The sequence below is a fragment of the Burkholderia crassaminum genome (assembly GCF_964265005.1).
In the GTDB taxonomy this organism is placed as follows: Bacteria; Pseudomonadota; Gammaproteobacteria; order Burkholderiales; family Burkholderiaceae; genus Burkholderia.
In genome coordinates this window covers 549,376-571,628 of sequence record NZ_OZ183800.1, presented here as the reverse complement: position 1 = coordinate 571,628, position 22,253 = coordinate 549,376, and the positions used below count along the sequence as shown (strand labels likewise).

The 22,253-nt window shown below is 67.2% G+C and carries 20 protein-coding genes; 10 read left to right on the top strand and 10 right to left on the bottom strand.

Translation table 11 applies throughout. The features are described from left to right. Positions 1–59 precede the first annotated feature (59 nt). Entirely contained in the window at positions 60–1,328 is a 1,269-nt protein-coding gene (locus tag ACPTTF_RS19670; protein WP_423367843.1) for a lipoprotein-releasing ABC transporter permease subunit, read from the top strand. A 33-nt stretch (positions 1,329–1,361) separates the two neighbouring features. On the opposite strand, the gene ACPTTF_RS19665 is transcribed toward ACPTTF_RS19670, so the two are convergent. Then, positions 1,362–2,177 (bottom strand): hypothetical protein, encoded by an 816-nt coding sequence (locus tag ACPTTF_RS19665; RefSeq protein ID WP_423367842.1) that lies wholly within the window; start codon positions 2,175–2,177, stop codon positions 1,362–1,364. 591 nt (positions 2,178–2,768) lie between these two features. Here ACPTTF_RS19665 and ACPTTF_RS19660 point away from each other — a divergent pair. Both ACPTTF_RS19660 and ACPTTF_RS19655 read left to right on the top strand, forming a co-directional pair. Continuing rightward, positions 2,769–4,736, top strand: a complete 1,968-nt coding sequence (locus tag ACPTTF_RS19660) for a Xaa-Pro dipeptidyl-peptidase (protein ID WP_423367841.1) — start codon at positions 2,769–2,771, stop codon at positions 4,734–4,736. Positions 4,737–4,868: 132 nt separating this feature from the next. Further along, positions 4,869–5,237 carry an NUDIX domain-containing protein gene (locus tag ACPTTF_RS19655; protein WP_166965369.1) on the top strand — a complete coding sequence of 123 codons (369 nt, stop codon included), beginning with the start codon at positions 4,869–4,871 and terminating at the stop codon, positions 5,235–5,237. A gap of 19 nt (positions 5,238–5,256) precedes the next feature. Here the strand turns inward: ACPTTF_RS19655 and ACPTTF_RS19650 are convergent, their stop codons facing one another. Then, the gene (locus tag ACPTTF_RS19650) at positions 5,257–6,186 is read right to left on the bottom strand and encodes a 2-hydroxyacid dehydrogenase (RefSeq protein WP_423367840.1); all 930 of its coding nucleotides are present in this window, start codon (positions 6,184–6,186) and stop codon (positions 5,257–5,259) included. Between the two features lie 167 nt (positions 6,187–6,353). On the opposite strand from ACPTTF_RS19650, the gene osmF reads away from it, so the two are divergent. The 6 genes from osmF to ACPTTF_RS19620 all read left to right on the top strand — a co-directional run bounded on the left by osmF (position 6,354) and on the right by ACPTTF_RS19620 (position 11,520). Then, on the top strand, positions 6,354–7,277 hold the full coding sequence (gene osmF / locus ACPTTF_RS19645; protein ID WP_423367839.1) for a glycine betaine ABC transporter substrate-binding protein OsmF: 924 nt from the start codon (positions 6,354–6,356) through the stop codon (positions 7,275–7,277). Continuing rightward, positions 7,274–8,452 carry an ABC transporter permease gene (locus ACPTTF_RS19640; RefSeq protein WP_423367838.1) on the top strand — a complete coding sequence of 393 codons (1,179 nt, stop codon included), beginning with the start codon at positions 7,274–7,276 and terminating at the stop codon, positions 8,450–8,452. The genes osmF and ACPTTF_RS19640 overlap by 4 nt, the downstream gene beginning before the upstream one ends. Next, positions 8,449–9,396 (top strand): ABC transporter ATP-binding protein, encoded by a 948-nt coding sequence (locus ACPTTF_RS19635; protein WP_166965377.1) that lies wholly within the window; start codon positions 8,449–8,451, stop codon positions 9,394–9,396. Before ACPTTF_RS19640 ends, ACPTTF_RS19635 begins: the two co-directional genes overlap by 4 nt. Beyond that, a complete protein-coding gene (locus ACPTTF_RS19630; RefSeq protein ID WP_423367837.1) occupies positions 9,393–10,181 on the top strand; it encodes an ABC transporter permease in 789 nt (262 codons plus the stop codon). Before ACPTTF_RS19635 ends, ACPTTF_RS19630 begins: the two co-directional genes overlap by 4 nt. A 219-nt stretch (positions 10,182–10,400) precedes the next feature. Beyond that, positions 10,401–11,069, top strand: a complete 669-nt coding sequence (locus tag ACPTTF_RS19625) for a transglycosylase SLT domain-containing protein (RefSeq protein ID WP_423367836.1) — start codon at positions 10,401–10,403, stop codon at positions 11,067–11,069. A gap of 40 nt (positions 11,070–11,109) precedes the next feature. Further along, positions 11,110–11,520, top strand: coding sequence for a lysozyme inhibitor LprI family protein (locus tag ACPTTF_RS19620; RefSeq protein ID WP_423367835.1), 411 nt, complete (start codon positions 11,110–11,112; stop codon positions 11,518–11,520). A gap of 30 nt (positions 11,521–11,550) precedes the next feature. Here the strand turns inward: ACPTTF_RS19620 and ACPTTF_RS19615 are convergent, their stop codons facing one another. Beyond that, positions 11,551–12,426 carry a LysR family transcriptional regulator gene (locus tag ACPTTF_RS19615; protein ID WP_423367834.1) on the bottom strand — a complete coding sequence of 292 codons (876 nt, stop codon included), beginning with the start codon at positions 12,424–12,426 and terminating at the stop codon, positions 11,551–11,553. Positions 12,427–12,596: 170 nt separating this feature from the next. On the opposite strand from ACPTTF_RS19615, the gene ACPTTF_RS19610 reads away from it, so the two are divergent. After that, on the top strand, positions 12,597–13,709 hold the full coding sequence (locus ACPTTF_RS19610; protein ID WP_423367833.1) for an alkene reductase: 1,113 nt from the start codon (positions 12,597–12,599) through the stop codon (positions 13,707–13,709). Positions 13,710–13,846: 137 nt separating this feature from the next. On the opposite strand, the gene ACPTTF_RS19605 is transcribed toward ACPTTF_RS19610, so the two are convergent. The 7 genes from ACPTTF_RS19605 to ACPTTF_RS19575 all read right to left on the bottom strand — a co-directional run bounded on the left by ACPTTF_RS19605 (position 13,847) and on the right by ACPTTF_RS19575 (position 21,973). Continuing rightward, a complete protein-coding gene (locus tag ACPTTF_RS19605) occupies positions 13,847–14,590 on the bottom strand; it encodes a hypothetical protein (protein ID WP_423391172.1) in 744 nt (247 codons plus the stop codon). Between the two features lie 333 nt (positions 14,591–14,923). After that, on the bottom strand, positions 14,924–15,364 hold the full coding sequence (locus ACPTTF_RS19600; RefSeq protein ID WP_011354099.1) for a dihydroneopterin aldolase: 441 nt from the start codon (positions 15,362–15,364) through the stop codon (positions 14,924–14,926). Beyond that, a complete protein-coding gene (locus ACPTTF_RS19595) occupies positions 15,361–15,993 on the bottom strand; it encodes a sarcosine oxidase subunit gamma (RefSeq protein WP_122947937.1) in 633 nt (210 codons plus the stop codon). The genes ACPTTF_RS19600 and ACPTTF_RS19595 overlap by 4 nt, the downstream gene beginning before the upstream one ends. Continuing rightward, entirely contained in the window at positions 15,983–18,994 is a 3,012-nt protein-coding gene (locus ACPTTF_RS19590; RefSeq protein ID WP_166965393.1) for a sarcosine oxidase subunit alpha family protein, read from the bottom strand. The genes ACPTTF_RS19595 and ACPTTF_RS19590 overlap by 11 nt, the downstream gene beginning before the upstream one ends. Continuing rightward, entirely contained in the window at positions 18,991–19,305 is a 315-nt protein-coding gene (locus tag ACPTTF_RS19585) for a sarcosine oxidase subunit delta (protein WP_423367831.1), read from the bottom strand. The genes ACPTTF_RS19590 and ACPTTF_RS19585 overlap by 4 nt, the downstream gene beginning before the upstream one ends. Positions 19,306–19,327: 22 nt before the next feature. Beyond that, entirely contained in the window at positions 19,328–20,572 is a 1,245-nt protein-coding gene (locus tag ACPTTF_RS19580; protein WP_006480591.1) for a sarcosine oxidase subunit beta family protein, read from the bottom strand. 15 nt (positions 20,573–20,587) lie between these two features. After that, positions 20,588–21,973 (bottom strand): L-serine ammonia-lyase, encoded by a 1,386-nt coding sequence (locus ACPTTF_RS19575; RefSeq protein ID WP_423367830.1) that lies wholly within the window; start codon positions 21,971–21,973, stop codon positions 20,588–20,590. Between the last annotated feature and the right edge of the window lie 280 nt (positions 21,974–22,253).

Here is a 22,253-nt window from a genome sequence, read left to right as displayed (position 1 = left end):
GCTGCGCGCACTCGCGCCGCGTTCGCTAGAATGCGCGGCTCGGCACGAATCGAATCGAAATGAAAGGAAACCGCTTGAAACTCCCGTTCGAATGGCAGATCGGGCTGCGCTATGCGCGCGGCGGCCGGCGCTCGGCCGGCGACGGCTTCGTGTCGTTCATCGCCGGTGCCGCGATGGCCGGTATCGCGCTCGGCGTCGCCGCGCTGATCGTCGTGCTGTCGGTGATGAACGGTTTTCGGACGGAAGTGCGCGACCGGATGCTGTCGGTGCTCGCGCACGTGGAAATCTTCTCGCCGACCGGCGCGATGCCCGACTGGCGGCTCACCGCGCACGAATCACTGCAGAATCCGGCGGTGCGCGCCGTAGCACCCTATGTCGATGCGCAGGCGCTGCTGACGAACGCGGGCAGCGTGACGGGCGTCGCGCTGCGCGGCATCGACCCCGTGCTCGAGCCGCGCGTGTCCGAGATCGCGCGCAAGCTGAAAACCGGGCGCCTCGACGCGCTCGTGCCGGGCGGGATGGGCATCGTGCTCGGCTCGGCGCTGGCCGACGCGCTGCACGTGAAGATCGGCGACCGCATCACCTTCTTCGCGCCCGGCAACACCGCGCGCATCGGCGACGCACTGCCGCAGTTCCGGCAGTTCAACGTGGTCGGCACGTTCGAGTCGGGCCACTACCAGTACGACAGCGCGCTCGCGTACATTCATCTCCGCGACGCGCAGACGCTGTTCAACGTGCGCGCGCCGACCGGCATCCGACTGCGCCTCGACGATCTGCAGCGCGCGCCGGACATCGCACTGGCGCTGTCGCGCACGCTGTCGGGCGACCTCTATATCCGCGACTGGACGCGGCAGAACCGCACGTGGTTCGAAGCCGAGCGGCTGCAAAAGCGCATGCTGTCGCTGATCCTGATGCTGATCGTCGCGGTCGCCGCGTTCAACCTCGTGTCGTCGCTCGTGATGACCGTCACGCAGAAACAGGGCGACATCGCGATCCTGCGCACGCTCGGCGCGCCGCCCGGGTCGATCATGAAGATCTTCGCGATCCAGGGGATGACGATCGGCCTCGCCGGCACGCTGGCGGGCGTCGCACTCGGCTGTGCGATCGCGGTGAGCATCCCGTGGGTGCTGCCGGCGATCGAGCAGTTGCTCGGCATCCGCTTCCTGACACCGTCCGTGTACTTCCTCAGCTCGCTGCCGTCGAAGCTGGCGGCGACCGACGTGATCGAGATCGCCGCGGCCGCGTTCCTGATGTCGTGCGTCGCGACGCTCTACCCGAGCTGGCGCGCCGCGCGGGTACGGCCGGCCGAAGCGCTGCGCGACGAATAGGCGCGCGGCGCGACGGCGCGGTGTGGCGTGCCGTCATGCCGTCTCGTGAAAACCGACGCTGTTGGTGCCATTCAGGATGTCCTCGAACGCGTACCCGAAGCCGACGTCGATCAGGCCCGCGCGCCTGCCGTAAGTCTTCTGGCCGGACACGTCGTTGACGAAGATCGCCGCGCCCGACGACAGCTGACGATCGGTCTCCAGCAGTGCGAGCGTGCCGCGCGCGCTGCCGGCCGACGGGTCGAACTTCAGCCGCGTGCCGTCCTGCGTGGTGAAATGCCCGCCGATCTCTTCGAACTTCTGGTTGCGCGCGACGGACGCGTTGATCTCCTTCATGAAGAGGAAATCCGCGTCGGCGCGCTGGCTGGCCACCTTGCGATCGTCGTCCGTGAACGTGTCGCCCACCGAGGCGGCGCCCTGCTCGGCGAAGTCGACGGCCTGCTGGTGAAACTCGCGCGTCGCGAGCACGAGGCCCGCGTTCGCGTTCAGCGTCGACTCGACCCACGCGCGATCGCTTTCCGTCATCGTCTTCGACACGACCTTGATCCGGCCGTTGTCGGTCATGAAGTCGAACTGCGCGTCGGCCAGGTCCGGGCGCTTCGCGATGATCTCCTTCATGCTCGTCGCGAGCTGGCTGGTGACGCCGCGCAGCTGCGTCGACAGGTTGCCCAGGATCGTCATCTGCTTCATGCGCGCCGCGTGCATCGCGTCCTGGTCCAGCACCCGGATGGTAAGCGGCGGATCCTGCGGTTTCCCGGCCGCCGCGTCAGGCGGTTGGCGCCCGTCGAGCGCCGCTTCCTGCACCATCTGCGCGAGCGAAAGGCCGCTCGCTGCCGTGACTGAAATCGTCATGCCCTCTCTCTCCTTTCGATCTGCTTTTTACCGTTTACGGACGGATATCGCGGAAATTTAGACCGATCGCACATGGATTTCGGGGCACGCGCCAATACATTGTTTGATCAAAACTAAAAAAGTTTGACACCGAGATTTCACTGCGATAAGTTTGCGCAAGCTTCCGGAAAGCAATCCGGCCCGCCTCGCCGACTCGTGTCGCGCTTTCCTGCCGTTGCAGCACCGCCGTTCGCACCATCCCCGCCTCATCGCATCGTGCCGTTCCGTTTCATCCGAAACCTGAAGGAAGATCGGGCATGCCCACATTTGATTCGCACTCCTCCATTTATTTCGTACCGCCGGCCTCGCGTCGACCGTGCGGCATGAACCGGCCACCGTGCTGACGCTTTCCGGTCGGGGCAACGCAATCGCCCCGACACCCGCCGGGTTGCGCGTTGCGTGACGCGCGTCGACGCCGGCCGTGACACCCGGGCATGACGCCCGGCGCTTTCGAAGATGCAGTTCCGCTTTATCCGATGCAGCACCCGGCCGGCCCGCAGGGGGCATATCGCGGGCCGTCCGGTTCCAGACAATCAAAACAAGAGGTCGACAATGGACATTCATCGAACCGGATTGCGTCGTGCGTGGCTTCCCGCGCTCATTGCAGCCACGACGCTCGCCGCGTGCGGCGGCGACGACGGCGGCAGCGTGGCGGGCGCCTCCGCGCTCGCGCAAAGCCAGCAGGAGGGGGCCGCCGCATCGGCGGCCGACAAGCAGTCGCTCGCATCACGCATTTCGCCGTCCGGCGTCCCGTACGCCAACCCGGCCAGCGGCGGCCGCTACCGCCCCGTGATCACGAACGGCCAGGTGCAGCCGTCGCTGTCGGGCGGCACGATCGAGGAGAACGCGTGGGTCGACACGCCGGTCGATTCCGACGGCGACGGCACGCGCGACCGCATCCACGTACGCATCGTGCGCCCGACCGAAACCGCAAATGGCGCGCGCACCCCCGTCATCGTGCTCGCGAGCCCGTACTACGCGGGCCTCGCCGACAGCCCCGACCACAACGTCGACGTCGAACTCGACGGCACGCCGCATCCGGCCGCCACGGCGGCCACGGCGGCGACCGGCGCCTCCGCGCGCATCATGGCCGCCGCGCCCCAGGTGCGGATGCTGCAGCAGGTCGAAGCGGCCGCCGCCGGGCGCTCGTGGATCGAGAGCTACTTCATTCCGCGCGGCTTCACGATCGTCTACGCGGATTCGCTCGGCACCGCCGGCTCGGACGGCTGCCCGACGATCCTCACGCGTGACGAATCGGTCGCGATGGCATCGGTGATCCGCTGGCTCGGCCGCGACGCGACCGCGAAGGATGCGACCGGCAAGACGGTCGTCGCGAACTGGTCGACGGGCCACGTCGGCATGTACGGCGTGTCGTACGACGGCACGCTGCCGAAGATGGTCGCCAGCCTGCGCACGCGCGGGCTCGACGCGATCGTGCCGGTGGCCGGGCTGACGAACATGTACGGCTATTACCGCTCGGGCGGGCTCGTGCGCGCGCCGGAAGGCTATCAGGGCGAAGACGTCGACGTGTACATCAAGGCGCTGCTGACGAACGCGCATCCTGAGCGCTGCACGCACCTGATCGACGAAGCGTTACAGAAGGAAGACCGCACGACCGGCGACTATTCGCCGTTCTGGGCCGCGCGCGACATCCCGACCGGCTTCGCGGTCGCGCCGGCGCTCGTTGCTCAAGGGCTGACCGACGACAACGTGCGCGTCGACCAGTCGACCTCGTGGTATCTCGCGATGCGGCGCCAGGGCGTGCCGACGCAGTTGTGGCTGCACCGCCTGAAGCACACCGACCCGACCCGCGTGCCGGCGATGGCCGATGCATGGACCGCGGAGGTGAACCGCTGGTTTACGCGTTATCTGATCGGCTTCGACAACGGCGTCGAACGCGATCCGCGCGCGGTGATCGAGCAGGCGGACGGCACGCTGCTGAAGGAAGCGGACTGGGCCGCACGCCACGCCACGCCGGTCACGTATTTTGCGGGCGGCGACGGTGCGGGCACCGGCACGCTGCTGCGGCTGCCGACCGGCGGCCCGCTCGCACGCTTCACGGACGATGCGCGCATCACCGCGCTCACACTGGCGAACGCACCGACCGGCGAGAATCGCAGCCGTTTCGAAACCGCGCCGCTCACGGCCGCGACACGCCTGTCCGGTGCCGCGACCGCACGCGTCAGGCTGACCTTCACGGCGGTGGCCAACGTGACGGCCCTGCTGGTCGATCGCGCACCGGACGGGTCGGCCACGATCGTCACGCGCGCCTGGACCGACCCGCGCAACCGGTGGTCCGAATGGCGCTCGGAGCCCGTACTGCCCGGGATGCCGTACGACCTGAAGCTGACGTTCATGCCGCGTGACTACAAGCTGGAAGCCGGCCACCGGCTGGGGCTCGTTGTCCTGTCCAGCGACAACGAGGCAACGCTGCGGCCGACGCCGGGCACGGGCCTGACGCTCGATCCGGCCGGGACGTCGGTGACGGTGCCGCTGGCGGCAGCGTCGACGGGCGCGTAGCCGCACGCCAACTGCCGGCATGACGGCACCCCATCCCCCGCCTGTTCGCCCATCGGCGCAGGCGGGGGAATCGCTGCAAAAAGGGAACACCTGCGATAGGCTGCGGAAGTCGAACGCCAACGGTGAACCCACATGATCCCCCTCAGCGCGAAAGCCATCGTCCGTGACGGACGCTCGGTCCTGTTCCTGCGCAATCCACGCGACGAATGGGAACTGCCGGGCGGCTGGCCCGAAGCGGGCGAATCGCTCGAAGAAACCGTCACGCGCGAAGTGCGGGAAGAATGCGGGATCGTCGCCTCGGCGCTCCGCTATGTGGCGAGCCGCTCGTGCGAGGTCGTGCCGGGCAAGCGCGTGCTCATCGTGTGCTTCGAGTGCCAGGTCGATCGTCATGAAATCGTCCTGAGCGACGAGCACAACCAGTTCGGCTGGATCGATCTCGATGCCGACAAGCCCGCAAACCTGCCGGATTTCTATTGGGAATTCTGCAGGCAGGCGGGCTGATTCGCGCCCGCCCCGCCGCTCACACCGGCGTCAACACCGGCTCACCCGCGAAATGCCGCGCCGCGTTGTCGAGAAACTGCTGCACCGAGCGATCGAGCGCCTCCGGCGACCAGCCACCCATGTGCGGCGTCAGCACGACATTGTCGAGATCCGTCAGCGCGCGCGGCGGTTCCGGTTCCCCTTCGTACACATCGAGCCCCGCGCCCGCGATGCGCCTTTCGCGCAACGCATCCGCCAAAGCAGCGGTATCGACAACACTGCCGCGCGACACATTGACAAGAAAGCCGCCTGGCCCGAGCGCATCGAGCACCGTGCGGTCGATCAGGTGCCGCGTGCCCGCGCCGCCCGGCGTCGCGACGATCAGGAAATCCGCCCACTGCGCGAGTGCGTCGACGCGGTCGAAATAGCGGTACGGCACGTTCTTCTCCGACCGGTTGTGATAACCGATCCCGATGTCGAAACCGGCTGCGCGACGCGCGCACTTCTCGCCGATCTTGCCGAGCCCGACGATGCCGAGTTTCTTGCCCGACACGTTCGGCGGCATCGGCAGCCCGTCGCGCCATATGCCCGCACGGGTTTTCGCATCGAGCGGCACCACGTTGCGCACCGCTGCGAGCAGCAGCGCGAACGCGTGATCGGCCACGCAATCGTCGTTGGTGCCGGCGCCCGTGACCACGGTCACGCCGCGCGCCTTTGCGTGCGCAACGTCGATGTGCTCGTAGCCGGCCCCGAGCGCGCTGACGAACGTGAGTTGCGGAAGGCGGTCGATCTCGGCGCCGGTGAGCCCCGTGCTGCCGTTGGTCAGCACCGCGCGTATCGTGCCGCCGTGCTCGGCGATCGCGCGTTCGCGTGCTTCGGGGGTCGGGGCGTGGCGCACGTCGAACGACGCGGCGATCTCGCGATGCGCGTCGCCGCGCAATGCGATGAGAACCAGCAACTCGGGCTTCATGGCAGGAAGTGTCGGCAGGAGCGGGAACGGATTTCAGTGTAACAAGCCCGGATGACGGATGCGGGTTATCCCCACACGGGCTGTGGGCACGCCGCCGCACGCGGTTTGCCAAAGCCGGCTCAGTCAAGTAACTTTCGGCCTACGCCCCCGTCCTGGAGATTGGCCCGATGAAGCTCGCCCTGCCCGCCCGGATCCTGGGCCTCGCGCTCGCCGCAACCCTCGTCGCACCCGGCGCGCATGCCGACACGCCCGTCGTGGTGTCGTCGAAGATCGACACCGAAGGCAACCTGCTCGGCAACCTGATCGCGCAGGTGCTGAAGGCGCACGGCATCCCCGTCACCGAAAAGATCGCGCTCGGCACCACGCCGATCGTGCGCAAGGCGCTCACGAGCGGCGAGATCGACATCTACCCTGAATACACAGGCAACGCCGCGTTCTTCTTCAACAAGGCCGACGATCCTCTGTGGAAGAACGCGAGCCTGGGCTACGACGCCGCGAAGAAACTCGACTACGCGGCGAACCATCTCGTGTGGCTCACCCCGGCGCCCGCGAACAACACGTGGGGCGTCGCGTTGCTCGCGCCCGTCGCGCAGTCGCAGCACCTGAAATCCTTCTCCGGTTTCGGCAAGTGGGTAGCCGGCGGCGGCAAGGTGAAACTCGCGGCATCGGCCGAATTCGTGAACAGCGCGTCCGCGCTGCCGTCGTTCGAGAAGGCGTACGGCTTCAAGCTGAAGCCCGAGCAGCTCGTCGTGCTGTCGGGCGGCGATACGGCCGCGACGATCAAGGCCGCCGCGAACCAGACCGACGGCGTGAATGCGGCGATGGTGTACGGCACCGACGGCGGCATCGCGTCGAGCGGCCTCGCGGTGCTCGACGACGACAAGCACGTGCAGCCCGTCTACGCGCCCGCGCCCGTGATCCGGGAAGCCGTGCTGAAAGCGCACCCGCAGATCGCCGACTACCTGAAACCCGTGTTCGCGAGCCTCGACCTGAAGACGCTGCAGTCGCTGAACGCGCGCATCCAGATCAACGGCGAGCCGGCCGCCGGCGTCGCGAAAAGCTACCTGAAAGCGAAGGGCTTCGTGAAATGACCGAACGCGCGGCGGCGTCCGCGCGGCGCGTGAACCCCGACAAGGTCGGCATCCTGATCGGAGTCCTGACGATCGTTGCGGTGCTCGGCCTGCCGTTCGTCGTGCTGCGGCCGAACCGGATCGCGGCCGGCACGGGGCTGTCGGTGTTCGCCGCGCTGCCTGCGATGCAGGGCGCCGTGCTGGCCGCGCTGTGGATCGTCGGCGCACTGTGGGCGATGACGGCAAGCCGCCCCGCGTGGCGGCTCGCAGCCGGCTGCGCATGGCTCGCGACGCTCGCGTATGCGCTCGGCGCAGCCGCGACGCACGTCGTCGCCCCCGACGACATGCTCGCGCGCGTGTCACCCGACGCGGGCGTCTGGCTTCTCTTGTTCGCGTGGACCGTGCTCGTCGCGGACGCGCTCGCACGCCTCGCATTCGGCCCGTGGCGGCGCCTCGCCGCGCTCGTCGTCGCGATAGCAGCGATTTCGGTGCCGCTCGCGAGCGGCTGGTGGGACGGCCTCTCCGTGATGCGCGAATACGCGGTGCGCAGCGACGATTTCTGGCGCGAAGCGATCCGGCACGTGTCGCTCGCCGGTGGCTCGGTGGCCGCCGCGCTCGTCGCGGGCGTGCCGCTCGGCATCGCCTGCGCACGCATCGCGGTAGTGCGTACCGTCGCGATGCCCGTGCTCAATGTCGTGCAGACGATCCCCAGCATCGCGATGTACGGGCTGATGATGGCCCCGCTCGGCCTGCTCGCCGCACACGTACCGCTCGCGGCCGCGCTCGGCATCCGCGGCATCGGCGTCGCGCCGGCCGTGCTCGCACTGTTCCTGTATTCGCTGCTGCCGATCGCGTCGAGCGTCGTGGTCGGGCTCGGGCAAGTGCCGCCGCACGTGACCGAAGCCGCTCGCGCGATGGGCATGACGCGCGCCCAGCGGCTGCTGCGCGTCGATCTCGTGCTCGCGCTGCCGGTGATCCTGAGCGGCGTGCGCATCGTGCTCGTGCAGAACATCGGGCTGACCGCGGTCGCCGCGCTGATCGGCGGCGGCGGCTTCGGCACCTTCATCTTCCAGGGGATCGGGCAATCGGCCGCCGATCTCGTGCTGCTCGGCGCGATCCCGACGATCGCGCTCGCGCTGGTGGCGGCCGTCATATTCGAAGCCGCGACCACGCTCGCGAAGGGGCGTGCAGGATGATCGAGATCGAACGTGCGGGCAAACGCTTCGGCGATATCGTCGCCGTCGACGACGTCTCGCTGACGATGCAGCGCGGCACGATCACCGCGCTCGTCGGTGCGTCGGGCAGCGGCAAGTCGACGCTGCTGCGCATGATCAACCGGCTGATCGCCCCTACCAGCGGCACGATCCGCATCGACGGCGTCGATACGGCGACCGTCGCGCCCGAACAGCTTCGACGCGGCATCGGCTACGCGATCCAGGGGCACGGGCTGTTTCCGCACTGGAGCGTCGCGCGCAACATCGCGACCGTGCCGCGCCTGCTAGGCTGGCCGGCCGCGCGCATCGACGCGCGCGTGAACGAATTGCTCGACCTGTTCCATCTCGCGCCGGCCGAGTTCGCGGACAAGCTGCCGCACGAACTGTCGGGCGGCCAGCAGCAGCGTGTCGGCGTCGCGCGCGCGCTCGCGGCCGAGCCCGCGATGCTGCTGATGGACGAACCGTTCGGCGCGCTCGATCCGATCATTCGCGGCAAGGCACAGGACGACCTGTTCGCGCTGCAGCGCCGCCTCGGCATCACGGTCGTGATCGTCACGCACGATATCGAGGAAGCGTTGAAGCTCGGCGACACGATCGCGGTGATGGACGGCGGCCGGCTGCTGCAGGTCGCACCGCCGGCCGAGATTCTCGGCAAGCCGGCGGCCGGCGTCGTTGAGCAGCTCGTCGCGGGCGTCGACCGGCCGCTGCGCCTGCTCGCGCTGACGCCGATCGACGCAGTGGCCGAACCCGGTCATGCCGACGGCGAACCGATCGCCGCGACGCGCACGCTGCGCGATGCGGTGTCGGAATTGCTGTGGCGCGGCGTCGATGCGTTGCCCGTCGACGACGGCGATGCACGCGACGCGCGCGGCGCTCGCCGCATCACGCTCGATGCGATCCGTGCGCATGCGAGGAAGCCCGCATGACGACACCGGATGCGACGCAACGCGCACGGCCTTTGCGTCAGCTCCTGCCCCGCCACTTTGCCGCGTTCACGGCGCGCGCCGCCGCGCTCGCGCTGCTGCTCGTGCTGCTGATTCGGCCGATGTGGCTGCAGGGTCTTTTCGCACCGTTCGCGGACAATGGCGCGCCCGTCATCTACGATCGCGCGAGCCTGCTCGACCTGACGCTCGCGCATCTCGGCACGGTCGCGCTGTCGAGCCTGATCGGCACGATCGTCGCGGTCGCGGCCGGGATCTTCGTCACGCGGCCGGCCGGCGCGGATTTCCTGCCGGTCGCGCGCAGCGTCGTCGACATCGGCCAGACCTTCCCGCCCGTCGCGGTGCTCGCGCTCGCGGTGCCGGCCGTCGGCTTCGGGCTGAAGCCCGTGCTGATCGCGCTCGTGCTGTATGGCCTCCTGCCGGTATTCGAAAGCACGATCGCGGGGCTCGAAGACGTGCCGCGCGATGTCGTCGATGCCGCGCGCGGCATGGGAATGAGCGGCTGGCAGCAACTGGTGTCGGTCGAGCTGCCGCTCGCGTTCCCGGTGATCGTCAACGGCATCCGGCTCGCGGTCGTGATCAATCTCGGCACCGCGACGATCGGCTCGACGGTCGCCGCGCGCGGGCTCGGCGACGTGATCATCGCGGGGCTGCAGACGTCGAACACCGCGTTCGTGCTGCAGGGCGGCGTAATCGTCGGGCTGCTTGCGGTGCTCGTCAGCGATGCGATCGGTGCACTGGCGCGGGTGGCGACCGCGCGACGCGCGTAAGGTTTGCGGTGCAGCACACCTTACTCGTCTGTTAAAAAACGTCAGCGCGAGATTGCTCGGCGTTTATCCGGACTACGATGCGTGTCCGCGCAACGATCGCCCCGCCGCATCGTTGCGCGCCGAAACAAGCCTACATGCTGCTTTCATTCGAATCGACGTTCGACAACCCGTGTTGATTGGCCGATATACTATGCGCCTCCCATTTCCCCGCACTTCACCATGCGACGGTTTCTCTCGCTAATCGTGCTTTCGTTCGGCATCGCGCAACAGGCATCGGCGCAGCAAGCGCCCGCGCTGCCTGCATCCGCGCCCGAAGCGATTGCATCGGCACCGGCTGTCGCCTCCGCGCCGCTCGCCAACGCCAACGATCAGCCGAACGAAGCAAACCGCCGCATCACGTCCTACCTGACGAAGAAATTCGGCGTTGCGAAAGAAAAAGCCACGAAGCTCGCCGATATCGTGAGCGTGACTGCGACGAAGTATTCGCTGCCGCCGGCACTCGTTTACGCCATCATCTCGATCGAATCGCGCTTCCAGGAAAAGGCGCGCGGCCAGCATGGCGCGACGGGGCTGATGCAGGTCGTGCCGGCCGCGCACCGCGGCCTGCTGCGCAACGTGAAGGACCTGACCGAGCCTAACGCGAACGTCGAAGCCGGCTCCGCGATCCTGTCGGGCTACGTGAGGGCGGCCGGCGGCAACGTGCAGGCCGGGCTGAAGAGCTATGGCGGTTCGAACGCGTATGCGGCGAAAGTGATGCAGCGGGTCGATTCGTTCCGGTTCGTGCTCGAACCCGACGACGACGCAAAAGCCGCGAACGAGACGAAGGCGCGGATGGTGCCGGTCAGCGAATCGTCGTCGAGATCGACGTCGGCTCGCAACACGCAGTAAGCGCGACCACGCACGCCCCTCTTTGCGACTGGTCCTGCACATGCGCGACACGATTCGACACGCCACCCGCCTTCTCGCCGTCGCCGCGCTCGCAAGCGGCGCAGCTTCCACGTTCGCCGCGGTCGATTGCGAACAGCACGGGCCGACGATGGATGCGGTACGCCGATGCATCGTCGACAACAACAATCAGGCAGTGGAACACGCGTACCGGTCCCTCGAACGCAAGACCCGGCAACGCAACCCCGATGCGGCGAAACAACTCGCGCAATCGCAGGCAAGCTGGCTCAACTTCGCGCGCGACACCTGCGACTACGTGAAAGCCGCCAATCCGCAGCAGATGATTCCGGACGATGCGTGGCTGAACTGCTGGGTCGACTTCAGCCAGGCACGCGTGCGCATTCTGAAGAAATGGGAAGCGCAGGGGGACGCGCCGCAGCCGGCGCAGCAGTGAACGGCGGACGATCGTCCGCGCAGCCTCCCGTCACGCCTGCGCGAAATGCGCGCGCAGAAACTCGATGAAAATCTGTGTCTTCGCTGGCAGCAAGCGCGTTTCCGTCATCGCGTAAACGGGAACGGGCGCGCCCTCCCATTCAGGCAGCACGCGACGCAGCCGGCCGGCGGCGACATCGTCGGCCACCACTTCGTCCGGCACCTGGATGATCCCCGCATCATGCACGGCCAGTTGCCGGTTCATGCCCACGCTGTTCACGACGAACCGCCCGCCCACCGGCACGTCGACCGCCTGCTCGCCGCGACGCAGCGTCCACGCGGTGAGGCGCTGCACGCTCATGCACTGGTGCTGCGCCAGGTCGCCCGGTTCGAGCGGCTCGCCCGCGCGTTCGAGATAACGCGGCGACGCATACAGGTAGTTGCGGAACGTCGCGAGCCGCCGCGCGACGAGCTGCGAATCCGGCGATTCGCCGATCCGGATCGCGACGTCGAACGGCTCGCTCACGAGGTCGACGCGCCGTGACGTCAGCTCGAAATCGAAGGTCAGCTTCGGGTAGCGGTTCGCGAATTCGACGATCAGCGGCGTCAGGTAGATCACCGCGAAATCGACCGGGAACGACGCGCGCAGCACGCCCGCCGGTTCGGCCAGCAGCCCGCCGAGCTGCTCGTGCGCGAGCCGCGCCTCGTCGACGATGCGCTTGCATCGCTCGAAATACAGCTGCCCGGCTTCCGTGAGCTCGATGCGGCGCGTCGTGCGGTGCAGCAGCCGCAAGCCGATCGCCTTTTCCAGCGCGCCGATGCGCCGCGACAGCGTCGAATTCGGCATCCCCAGCGTGTCGGCCGCGCTGCGAAAACCCTTCGCTTTCACGACCTCCACGAACAGCGCCATGTCGTTCAACAGTTCCATATCGATTGCTCCATCTGCGGATCAATGTTCTCCATTGCACCCACTTTATCTCGAAAAAGGAGCAATGGATGATGCAGGTATGGCGTCACGGCCGGCGCGACCTGCGCGACCCTCGCCCGATGCGGCACCGCCCCGGTGCCGTCACCCGAACTTCGATGAGGAAATACGCGATGAAACAGCTTTTCGTTCCCGCTCAAGCCGGCCAGGACGCGCCGCGACTGTTCGCCCCGGTCCGCGTCGGCCGCTACGACCTGCAGAACCGCCTGGTCATGGCGCCGATGACGCGCAGCCGCGCGGCATTCGACGGCACGCCCGGCGCGCTGGCCGCCGAGTATTACGCGCAGCGCGCGGATCTCGGCCTGATCGTCAGCGAAGGCACGCAGCCGTCGGACGACGGCCAGGGCTACCTGACGACGCCCGGCATCTACACCGACGCGCACGTCGCCGGCTGGAAGGCGGTCAGCGAGCGCGTGCACGCACGCGGCGGCCGGCTGTTCATCCAGCTGATGCATGTGGGGCGCATGTCGCACCCCGACAATACGCCGCATCATCGCCAGGGCGTCGCGCCTTCCGCGATCGCGCCGGGCGTGCCGATGTTCACGATGAAAGGGATGCAGGAGATTCCGGCACCGCGCGCGCTGACGACGGACGAAGTGCGCGAGACCGTGAACGACTTCCGTATTGCCGCGCGCCGCGCGATCGAGGCCGGCGCCGACGGCGTCGAGATCCACGGCGCGAACGGGTATCTGGTCCAGCAGTTCTTCGCGCCGAACGCCAACACGCGCACCGACGCGTACGGCGGCTCGATCGAGAACCGCGCGCGCTTCGCGATCGAGGTTGCCGAAGCGATCGCCGCCGAGATCGGTGCGGACCGCACCGCGATCCGCCTGTCGCCAGGCACCACGCTGTGGGGCATCGACGAAGGCCCGGAAAGCGGCGAGCTGTACCGTCATCTGGCATCGCAGCTCGACCGCCTCGGCCTCGCATACCTGCACGTGATGCACGGGGGCGACGAGCCGCTGCTCGCGGACCTGCGCGCACACTGGAATGGCACGCTGATCGTGAATCGGCCGGGCCGCGTGCGTGACGCGATCGGCACGGATGTCGCGTCGGGGCTCGCCGATCTCGAAGCGTACGGCCAGATGGTGCTCGCGAATCCGGATTTCGTGACACGGCTGAAGACGGGTGCGCCGATGAACGACGCGCAGCGCGACACGTTCTTCGGCGGCGATGCGCGCGGGTATGTCGACTATCCGGCGCTGGATGGGGCGGCTGCGGCTTGACGCGATCGCACGGGGCGATAGCTGCGACACGCCTGATCCGTTTCGCAGCTATCGCCGGTGAACCGCGCGATATCCGTCAAAGACCGAACGTCTCATTGTTCGCCACCTGTCACGTTGAACTGAGCGGAAGCAGCCGATCAATCGGCATTTCGCATGGCGTCCGGAATACGGTAGGTGCCATCGCGATAGTCGAGCGTAACGTTACGGCGTTGTGCGGGTGACGTGTGATCCGAGCATGTATCGGCTTCGAGCCGGCTCTCGCGCTCGACATACTTTTCGGCGACCCGCAAAACGGCGTAGCCTTGCGTGCCTGCCGGGCCGAGTGCGAGTGTGCGTGATGTTTCAGACGTACTTGTACAAGGACCATCACGGTCGCCGGTCCAATCGCTCACAATCAGGCGATCCAGCACCGGGCGCAAATGCTGCCCATCGATCAAATAGAGACTCAGCGTAGCGATGCCGGACATATCCGCGGGCGGGCCGCCAGACGACTTCAGGCGCACGCCGAAGGCACGTTGAGTGGGGGTCAGCTGATAACGCGCCGTGTCGAGCTCGACGCCGTCAAAATAGTGATCCTCTCCGTAGTGAATCGCCGATCGCTGAAACCGGTGCGCGACAATCGCGCCCGTAGCCGTATCGGCAACCAGTACCTCGATGTCGACGACGTTCGGCCCGTCGCTGCTGCTTTTCTGCTCCAGAGGTAACACCCCGATCGTCAGCGCCTCATTCGCGGGCCAGACCTTGCAAACCGCGTGAGCAGCATCCAGCGCTTGGCCGGGATGAAGTTGTGCGAACCAGTTCTGAAGGTTCTCACTGCACCCTGCGTGTGCGATGAGCGGCGCCAAAGCGGCAACAACGCAAGTCACAGCGCGTTTCATCATCGCCTTCCCGATGGTCTTCGTGAATTTTTCCCGATAGCGAATAGTACGTGGGAAACATCGAAAACCGGACGGAAGAAGCTCGACGGGAATTGAATCAGGCCATGTCAGGGCTACGCGGAACGCTCCTGAAGAGACTGCCGCACGCTTGGCTCGTAGAGGGCGGCATCGCGAGCATTGACCGGGAAGGCCAGCGCAAGCTGCTGGAGCGGGCCCGCAGCGGGTTGCCCAAGAGCGCTCGCGTGACAAGTGACGAGGGGGTGAACGTCTCATTGTTCCGATATTCCAGGAACAATGAGCCATCGCGTGGGCGGATCGCCTCCCCGCCCCGCCCGCTCAAAACTGCCCCGCCGCCCCCGTCCACCGCAAATAATCCCCGCGCGTCCAGTCGAGCGACACGCCGACGCGCTTCGTGCCGGGCCGGATCTTCGGCTTGTACACCGACAGCGTCAGCGACTCCAGCGCCGGCCATTCGCGGAACGACAGCACCGCGATATCGGCGACGAGCGTCTCCAGCAGCCGCGTATGCGGCTTGTGCGACAGGAACGCGGCAAGGCGCGCGCAATAGCCGTCGTAATCGATCCACTCGCCCTGCTCGCTCGGCTCGCAGCGATAGCCGAGGCGCGCATCGATCACGATCGGCTGCGGCGCTTCATGCTCGTGCGCATGAATGCCGATCCGCGCGGGCACCTTCAGTTCGTCGACGAACACGCTCCAGCCGCGCCCGCGCAGGCGCGGCGCGTCGATCGCCACGAACGGTTCGTCGAACGGCTTCATGATGCGAGCGGCGCGGCCGCGTCGAGCATGATGCGCACGAAATAGTCGGCGAAGCTGCGGCGCAGGACGATCTCGAACGCATCGTCACCGGTCGGGATCAGCACGATCGACGTCTTGAAGTAGTGCGACTGCGCGCACTGGCCCGGCTTGAACGCGCGCGGATGGAGATCGAGCGGGCAGCCGCGTGCGAGCACGTCGCGCACCCGCTCGCCGCTGATCTCGACGACGGTATAGCCGCTGCCGACGTCGACCGCCGCCGCATACGAACCCTGCACGGCCTCCGCGAGCTGAGCCTCCAGCACGCCGGCCTGCACGGGCCCGTTCGAGCGCACGAGCCACTCGTCGGGGCCGAGCCACAGCACGTCGTACTCGGCGCCGCGTGCAACCGTGTTCGGCGCCGCAGGCGGCCGGCAGCCGACCACGCGCTCGAATGCGCTCACGAACGCCGGATCGCTCAACTCGCCGCGCACGTTGACGAGATCGAGGAACGGCCGCTCGCGCAGCGTGAACTTCTTCGATGCGCGCGCCTGGTGCGGCTTCAGCACGTCGGCCGCGCCGACGAACGGCGATTCAAGCGTCACGCCGCCCGCGCCTGCCACCTGCGTCTGGTTTCTGGTTTCATTCCACATGCTGGCGCACCCCTTCGGTATCGTAGAAAACCGGGCTCGAGATCTTCGCGGTGATGCGCTTGCCGTTGGCCAGCGGAATCACGACGCTCTCGCCCATCTTGTTCAGGCCGCCCTTCACCACCGCGAGCGCGATCGAGCGCTTCAGGATCGGGCTGTAGTAGCTCGACGTCACGTGGCCGATCATCGGCGTCGGATCGACCGCCGACACCTGCGTGTCCTTCGCGACGATCTGCGCGCCTTCCGGCAGCACGAACTGTTCGTCCTCGGTCAGCAGGCCGACGAACTGCTTGCGGCCTTCCTTCGCGGTGTCCGAGCGCGCGAGCGAACGCTTGCCGAGGAAGTCCTTCGACTTCGCGACGACCCCGCCCATCCCGAGGTCGTACGGCGTGATCGAGCCGTCGGTATCCTGGCCGACGATGATGTAGCCCTTCTCCGCGCGCAGCACGTGCATCGTCTCGGTGCCGTACGGCGTGATGTCGAACTCGGCACCGGCCGCCATCAGCGCTTCCCACACCGCGCGGCCCGCGTTCGCCGGCACGTTCACTTCATAGGCCAGCTCGCCCGAGAAGCTGATCCGCATCACGCGCGCCTTCGCGCCCGCGACGGTGCCGTTCCGGTAGCTCATGAACGGGAATGCCTCGTTGCCGAAGTCGATGTCCTGGCACACCTTCTGCACGACTTTGCGGCTCTTCGGGCCGACCACCGCGAACGTCGCCCAGTGATCGGTGACCGACGACAACCGCACCTTCATGTCGGGCCATTCGGTCTGCAGCCAGCGTTCGAGCCACGTCAGCACGCGCGCCGCGCCGCCGGTCGTGGTCGTCATCATGAAATGCTGGTCGGCGAGGCGCACGGTCACGCCGTCGTCGAACACCATCCCGTTCTCGTCGAGCATCAGCCCGTAGCGGCACTTGCCGACCTCGAGCTTGTTCCACGGGTTCGTGTACATCCAGTTCAGCAGCTTCACCGCATCCGGGCCCTGGATGTCGATCTTGCCGAGCGTCGATGCGTCGAGGATGCCGACGCTGTTGCGCACCGCCAGGCATTCGCGCTTCACGGCCGCATGGAGATCCTCGCCGTTCTTCGGGAAATACCACGGCCGCTTCCAGTTGCCGACGTCCTCGAACAGCGCGCCGTGCTCGACGTGCCACTCGTGCACGCAGGTCTTGCGGATCGGGTCGAGGAAATCGCCGAGCTCGCGGCCCGCGAACGTGCCGAACGACACCGGCGTGTAGTTCGGGCGGAACGTGGTCGTGCCCGTTTCCGGAATCGTCTTGCCGAGCGCGCCCGCGAGGATCGCCATCCCGTTGATGTTGCCGAGCTTGCCCTGGTCGGTGCCGAAGCCCATCGCCGTATAGCGCTTCACGTGCTCGACCGATTCGAAGCCTTCGCGCGCGGCGAGCAGGATATCTGCGGCCGACACGTCGTTCTGGAAGTCGACGAACTGCTTCGGCCCGCGCGCCGCGGCTTCGCGGCTGCCGACGAGCCACAGCGGCTGCAGTGCGCCTTCGACAGCTTCGGCAACCTGCGGCGCGACCGGGCGCTGCTCGGCCGTGAAGCCCGCGGCCTTCGCCGCTTCCACGCCCGCGTCGACCGCGAGCCGCAGCGCGCGCGCCAGCCCGAATTCGCCGGCCGCCGCACCGATGCTCGCCTCCGCCTGCACGGGCTTGCCCGGCAGGAAGCACGCCTTCTCGTCGTTCCAGCATGCCTTGCCGCCCGATTGCGCGAACAGGTGCAGCACGGGGCTGAAGCCGCCCGACATCGCGACGAGATCGCACGGCAGCGTCTGCAGCTTGCCGCCCACCTGGCCGTTCGCGCTGGACGCGACGTCGACCGACGATACGCGCCACTTGCCCGCTGCGGCCGTCACGACCGCGCCGCTCATCACCGTCACGCCCTGTCGCTTCGCCGCGGCCGGCAGTGCGCCGTTCGACGATGCGCGCGAATCGACGACCGTCACCTTCGCGCCGCACGCCTTCAGGTCGAGCGCGGTCTGGTACGCGCGATCGTTGTTCGTGAACACGACCGCGTTGCGGCCCGGTAGCACGCCGAACCGATGCACGTAGGTGGACACCGCGCCGGCAAGCATCACGCCCGGCAGGTCGTTGTTGCCGAACACGATAGGACGCTCGTGCGCGCCGGTCGCGAGGATCACGCGCTTCGCGCGGACCTTCCACAGCAGCTCGCGCGTGCCCTTGCGCATCGATACCGGCAGGTGATCGGTCAGGCGCTGCGTGACCGTCACGAGGTTGTGGTCCTGGTAGCCGAACGCGGTGCTGCGCGACAGGATCGTCACGTCGGGCAGCTTGCGCAATTCGGCCTCGATCTTCTCGACCCACTGCAGCGCGGGCTTCGCATCGATCTCGGCGCGGCACGACAGCAGGCTGCCGCCGAGTTCGCGCTGATCGTCGACGAGAATCACGCGCGCGCCGGACGTGGCCGCCGCATGCGCGGCCGCGAGCCCCGACGGGCCACCGCCCACGACGAGCACGTCGCAGTGCGCGTAGCACTTGTCGTAGCGATCGGCGTCGAGCGCTTCCGGCGCCTTGCCGAGGCCGGCGGCTTCACGGATCTTCTCTTCGTACTTCGGCCACATCTTGCGCGGCCACATGAACGTCTTGTAGTAGAAGCCGGCCGGCAGGAAGCGCGACAGCTTCTGGTTGACCGCGTACTTGTCGTTCTCGAGCGTCGGCTCGGCGTTCACGCTCGATGCGACGAGCCCCTGGTACAGCTCGATCTCGGTCGCGCGCGCGTTCGGCACCGTGTACGGGCCCGATTCGAGCTGCACGACGGCATTCGGTTCCGCGACGTCAGCCGTCACGATCCCGCGCGGGCGGTGGTACTTGAAGCTGCGCGCGACGAAGTGCACGCCGTTCGCGAGCAGCGCGGACGCGAGCGTGTCGCCCTGGAAGCCCTGATACGTGCGGCCGTTGAACGTGAAGGTCAGCGGAATCGCGCGATTGATGCGGCCACCGGTGCCGAGGCGGTCTTTCTGGCTCATTTGCTCGTGCCCTCTTCGTGTGAGTTGCCGGCAGCGGTGCCGCTGATGGCAGCCCCACCAAACGTTTCGTATCCCTTGATATCGTAGGTCACCGTGTCGCGCGTGGCCTTGAACCAGCGGCGGCAGCCCTGCGCGTGCAGCCATTGCTCCTTGTGCAGCCCGCGCTTGTTCTCGCGCATGAACACGTATTCGCCCCATTCGCGGTCGGTCATGTTCTCGTTGTTCACGGGGCGCACGATGTCGGCTTCACCGCCACACGAGAACTCGGATTCGGCGCGCGGCCCGCACCACGGACATTCGATCAGCAGCATGTTTCTTTCTCCAATGGTCGGGTTAGTGCGCAACGGCAGCAGCGCCGTGCTCGTCGATCAGGTGGCCCGTGTAGAAGCGGTCGAGTGCGAACGGCGCGTTCAGCGGATGCGGTTCGTCGCGCGCGATCGTGTGCGCGAACACCCAGCCCGAGCCGGGCGTCGCCTTGAAGCCGCCGGTGCCCCAGCCGCAGTTGAAATAGAGGCCCTTCACGTCGGTCTTGGTGATGATCGGGCACGCGTCCGGCGACACGTCGACGATGCCGCCCCACTGGCGGTTCATCCGCACGCGCGAGAACACCGGGAACATCTCGACGATCGCCTGCAGCGTGCTTTCGATGATGTGGAAGCTGCCGCGCTGGCCGAAGCCCGTGTACTGGTCGATGCCCGCGCCGATCACGAGGTCGCCCTTGTCGGACTGGCTGATGTACGCGTGCACCGCGTTCGACATGATCACCGAGTTGACCACCGGCTTGATCGGCTCGGACACCAGCGCCTGCAGCGGGTGGCTTTCGATCGGCAAACGCACGCCGGCCATGTCGGCAAGCGTCGTCGTGTTGCCGGCCGCGACCACCGCCACCTTCTTCGCCTTGATGAAGCCCTTCACCGTATCGACGCCGACCACCGCGCCGCCTTCGCGGCGAATGCCCGTCACCTGGCAGTTCTGGATGATGTCGACACCCGCGCGGTCCGCACCGCGCGCGAAGCCCCAGGCCACCGCGTCGTGACGCGCGACGCCCGCGCGGCGCTGGATCGATGCGCCGAGCACCGGGTAGCGGCTGTTCAGGTTGATCGTCGGCTCGATTTCCTTGATCTGCGCGGGCGTCAGGAATTCCGCGTCGACGCCGTTCAGGCGGTTCGCGTTCACGCGGCGCTCGGTGTCACGCACGTCCTGCAGCGTGTGGGCCAGGTTCATCACGCCGCGCTGGCTGAACATCACGTTGTAGTTCAGGTCCTGCGACAGCCCTTCCCACAGCTTCATCGCCTTCTCGTACAGCGCGGCCGATTCGTCCCACAGATAGTTCGAGCGCACGATCGTCGTGTTGCGCGCGGTGTTGCCGCCGCCGATCCAGCCCTTCTCGAGGATCGCGACGTTCGTGATGCCATGCTCTTTCGCGAGGTAGTACGCGGTCGCGAGGCCGTGGCCGCCGCCGCCGACGATCACGACGTCGTATTCCTTCTTCGGCTCCGGGCTCTTCCACTGCTTTTCCCAGTTCTCGTGGTACGAGAGGCCGTTGCGGAACAGGCTGAATATCGAGTAGCGGCTCATGTTAGTGATCCTTCGTTAGCATTCGATGACGTTCACGGCCAGACCGCCGCGCGACGTTTCCTTGTATTTCGTCTTCATGTCGGCGCCCGTCTCGCGCATCGTCTTGATGACCGAATCGAGCGACACGTAGTGCTGGCCATTGCCCTTGAGCGCCATGCGCGACGCGTTCAGCGCCTTGATCGCGCCCATCGCGTTGCGCTCGATGCACGGGATCTGCACGAGCCCGCCGACGGGGTCACAGGTCATCCCGAGGTTGTGCTCCATGCCGATCTCGGCCGCGTTCTCGACCTGGTCGGGTGTGCCGCCCATCACGGCGGCGAGCGCAGCGGCCGCCATCGAGCACGCGACGCCCACTTCGCCCTGGCAGCCGACTTCCGCGCCGGAGATCGATGCGGTTTCCTTGTAGATGATCCCGATCGCCGCGGCCGTCATCAGGAATTCGACGATGCCGGCCTCGTTCGAGCCCGGCACGAACTTCACGTAGTAGTGCAGCACCGCGGGAATCACACCGGCTGCGCCGTTGGTCGGCGCGGTGACGACACGCCCGCCCGCCGCGTTCTCCTCGTTGACGGCCATCGCATACAGGTTGACCCAGTCGAGCATCGACAGCGGGTCGCGCAGCGACTCTTCCGAACGCTCACGCAGGCGGGCGTTCAGCTCGGCCGCGCGGCGCTTCACGCGCATCGGGCCCGGCAAGTCGCCCTCGACCTTGCAGCCGCGCTCGACGCAGGCGGCCATCGTGCGCCAGATCGCGAGCAGCCCGGCGCGCACTTCGTCAGCGGGGCGCAGCACGCATTCGTTGTGCATCATCAGCTCGGCGATCGACAGCCCGTGTTCGCGGCACTGGCGCATCAGGTCGTCGCCGGTACGGAACGGATACGGCACCTCGACCGCCGCGCGCACGCCGTTCACGCGATCGCCGTCGCGGTTCACGACGAAGCCGCCGCCGACCGAGTAATACTCTTTCTCGACGAGCAGCTGGCCGTGCTCGTCGAAGGCCTGGAAGCGCATCCCGTTCGGGTGCACGATGCTCGTGCCGCTCATCAGCTTGCGATAGAAGCCGATGTGCTCCTTTTCCTCGAAGCGGACGGTCTGCTTGCCGAGCAGCGACAGCGATTTCTCCGCGCGAATCGCGGCCAGCCGCGGCTCGATCAGGTCCGGATCGATCGTATCGGGCAGGTGGCCCTCGAGACCGAGCAGCACGGCCTTGTCGGTGCCGTGGCCCTTGCCGGTCGCGCCGAGCGAGCCGTATAGTTCGACCCGCACGCGGCGCACGAAACCGAGCAGGTTCGCGTCCTCCACGTGCGACGCGAAGCGGCACGCGGCGATCATCGGGCCGACCGTATGCGAACTGGACGGGCCGATGCCGATCTTGAACAGGTCGAACGCGCTGACGTTCATCTGGCTTCCTCTGGATGGGGACATACATCAAGTGACGTTGGGCACCAGTACATCAAAGCGTAAAATCGGCCGATAGAACAAAAACGGCATCGGCGTGGGATACCGCCGCCAAGTACCACGCCGGCAGGCCGGAAAGTGCGTTTTGGCGATGGTTCGCGACGGAAAACCACAAGTCGGGCCGGAGCCGATCGGCGACGCTGGCTTCATCCGCGCCGCCCCGGCCGCGCCCGACTGCCGTACCCGCATCACCCGTATCAACAGACTGAGTGAGACCGCCCGC